This is a genomic window from Peptoniphilus indolicus ATCC 29427 (genome assembly GCF_000227315.1).
GTDB lineage: Bacteria > Bacillota > Clostridia > Tissierellales > Peptoniphilaceae > Peptoniphilus > Peptoniphilus indolicus.
Map to the genome: position 1 here is coordinate 1,307,627 of NZ_JH165061.1, position 3,101 is coordinate 1,310,727.

2 protein-coding genes are annotated in these 3,101 nt (G+C 32.8%); both read left to right on the top strand.

Annotation, left to right across the window (positions count from 1 at the left end; translation table 11 throughout):
- Positions 1 to 246: 246 nt before the first annotated feature.
- Positions 247 to 2,154 (top strand): threonine--tRNA ligase, encoded by a 1,908-nt coding sequence (thrS, locus tag HMPREF9129_RS05895; RefSeq protein ID WP_040552373.1) that lies wholly within the window; start codon positions 247 to 249, stop codon positions 2,152 to 2,154.
- Between the two features lie 175 nt (positions 2,155 to 2,329).
- Positions 2,330 to 2,728 carry a hypothetical protein gene (locus HMPREF9129_RS05900; protein WP_004821412.1) on the top strand — a complete coding sequence of 133 codons (399 nt, stop codon included), beginning with the start codon at positions 2,330 to 2,332 and terminating at the stop codon, positions 2,726 to 2,728.
- Positions 2,729 to 3,101 lie beyond the last annotated feature (373 nt).

The following is a 3,101-nucleotide window of genomic DNA, read 5'->3' on the forward strand; positions in this document are numbered from 1 at the left end:
CGTTGAAGGGACGAGTAGTATAACTATCTCTTTAGAGAGGAGCCGGTTGGTGAAAGGCTTTGAGTAACGATATGAAAACTAACCCTGAGTACTTCGGTAATGCGAAGCGTGTAGGTCGCGATAAGACTTTTGAGGAGCAATTAAGGTGGAACCACGGTCTAACGTCCTTTTGGGATGTTGGGCTTTTTTTATTGTTTAGGTTTCGCTGTATCCACTAAGATATTGTGGAATATATTGGAGGAGAAAATGATAGTAAGATTACCAGATGGTTCAGAAAGAAAATATGATTCAGAAAAAACTGTAAAAGAATTAATTCTTGATATTTCAGAAGGACTTGAAAGAGCAGCAGTTGGTGCAGTTGTAAATGGCGAAGTTAGAGGAAAACTTGAAGTTGTAAATGAAGATTGTGATTTTAAAGTTGTAAAATTTGAAGATAAAGAGGGAAAACAAATTTTCTGGCACACAACTTCTCACGTTATGGCTTATGCAATACAAAGATTGTATCCGGATTCAAAATTTGCAATAGGACCTGCAATAGACAATGGATTCTACTATGATATAGATGTTGAGCATAGATTTGTACCTGAAGATTTAGAAAAAATAGAAGCTGAAATGAAGAAGATTGTAAAAGAAGCTTACGAAGTTGAAAAATTGTCATTGCCAAGAGCAGAAGCAATTGAAATGTTCGAAAAAGCTGGACAAGATTACAAACTTGAATTAATTGAAGGCTTAGAAGATGAAAATATAACTCTTTACAAAATAGGAGATTTCTACGACCTATGTAAAGGACCACACCTTGATACAGTAAAGAATATCAAGGCTATAAAATTAAATTCAATTGCCGGTGCATACTGGAGAGGCGACGAGAACAATAAGATGCTTCAAAGAATTTATGGTATTTCATTTGAAAAGAAAAAACAACTTGATGAATACATTGAGAGAATGGAAGAAGCTGAAAAGAGAGATCACAGAAAGCTTGGAAAAGAGCTTGAACTTTTCACAATGCACGAAGAAGGTCCAGGATTCCCATTTTTCCACCCAAATGGAATGTTAGTTAGAAATATACTTTTGAACTGGTGGAGAGATGAACTTCTACAAAATGGATATGGAGAAATTTTGACTCCAATAATTCTAAATGAAGAATTGTGGCACAAGAGCGGACATTGGGATCACTACAAAGAAAATATGTACTTTACTAAAATAGATGGTGGCGATTATGCAGTAAAACCTATGAACTGTCCAGGTTCTACAATAGTTTATGCATCAAGTCCACACTCTTACAGAGAACTTCCAATCAGACTTGCAGAGTACGGTCAAGTACACAGACATGAACTTTCAGGAGCGCTACACGGACTATTCAGAGTAAGAACATTTACTCAAGATGATGCCCATGTATACTGTCTGCCATCTCAAATCGAAGAAGAAGTCTTTAAGTTAATTGATTTAGCAGATAAATTATATGGAACTTTTGGATTTAAATACACAGTAGAGCTTTCAACAAGACCTGATGACTTTATGGGTGATATAGAGTCTTGGAACAAAGCAGAAGCAGCTCTTGAAGCAGCTTTGAAAGATAGAGGAATGGAATATACTATAAACGAAGGAGACGGTGCATTCTACGGTCCTAAGATTGACTTCCACCTTGAAGATGCAATTGGAAGAACATGGCAATGTGGTACAATCCAACTTGATTTCCAAATGCCTATTAACTTTGACTTAACTTATATAAATGAAAATGGAGAAAAGGCAAGACCTGTAATGCTACACAGAGCATTATTCGGTTCAATAGAAAGATTCCTTGGAATTTTAATTGAACACTTTGCAGGTAAATTCCCACTATGGCTAGCTCCAGTACAAGTTGCAGTAATACCTGTATCAGACAAATTTGCAGAAGGTGCAAACAAAGTTGCTGATAAGTTAAGAGCAGCCGGATTAAGAGTTAAATTGGATGGAAGAGCAGAAAAGGTAGGCTACAAGATACGTGAAGCACAAGTTAAGAAAATTAACTATATGCTTGTAGTTGGAGAACAAGAAATTCAAAGTGGAAAACTTTCTGTAAGAAAGAGAAACGGAGAAGAAATCAAAGACGTTGAAGTTGAAGATTTCATAGCTGACTTACAAAAAGAAATTGCAGAAAAAACAATAACTGAATAAGATTTCAAACCTACTGTTTTAAGAGTGATTTAGAATAGTAGGTTTTTTGTTGGAAATTTTAAAAAAGTTATTTTTTTTTTTTTTTTGCGGTGATATAATGTATATATAATTTAGTAATTGGGTAACGTAAAACATTGATGGTTTAAAGTAATATCTATAAGGAGAGTGTTGTTAGATGAGTATTATAAAGAGAAAATCAAAATTAATTTTGATTAGTATTGCCGTTGCATTACTTGGAACATTGATTGTTGGATGGAATTTTATAAATCGAGAATATGTTGTTGAATCAAGTCAACTATTGGGGGTAGCATGTCCTAACCCTATTGCAAAAGCAGAGTTTAAATTGATTAGAGACATAGAGGTAAAAAGCTCGGAATTTAACAAAGAAGCAACAATCTATTTTTTAGATAATTATGGAGCAATATTAGGCGAACAGATGGATATAAAGCTAGGGGAAAAGATATTGGCAAAAATGCCAAAAACATATTCCAGCAAGAGTTTTTATGTTAAAGCTACTCCAAAAAACATCATTGATGATTCTATTATGTACAATTTTGAAGTAACTTTTAAGTAAGATATAGAGGGGGAGAATTAAATTTCTTCTCCTTTTTTGTTGACTTAAACAAAGTTTTAAATGAACTAATTTAACTGAATAAGGTTTGTATTTTTATTTGTATTGCGTTAGTATAATAAATATAGAGAAAATATAATATATATTGTAATTGGTGGAGGAGTTATGAGCAAAAAAAGTTAAAATTTTCTTTATAGCTTTGATTGTTTTTTTATTATATAGAGGATATTTAAATTTAAAGAATGAAATAATTTCATTGAACGACCAAATAGTAAATAATAATCTTAGATTAAGCGAAATACAATCGCAGTTGCATCAATTAAAAGAAGGAAATAAATCAATTTTAATGAAAAAAGATATTTCATTCAATAATTTG

What these genes read in the sequence shown, in the direction of transcription:
- thrS (WP_040552373.1), top strand. Translation starts at nt 247, where the DNA reads ATGATAGTAAGATTACCAGATGGTTCAGAAAGAAAATATGATTCAGAA.
- HMPREF9129_RS05900 (WP_004821412.1), top strand. Translation starts at nt 2,330, where the DNA reads ATGAGTATTATAAAGAGAAAATCAAAATTAATTTTGATTAGTATTGCC.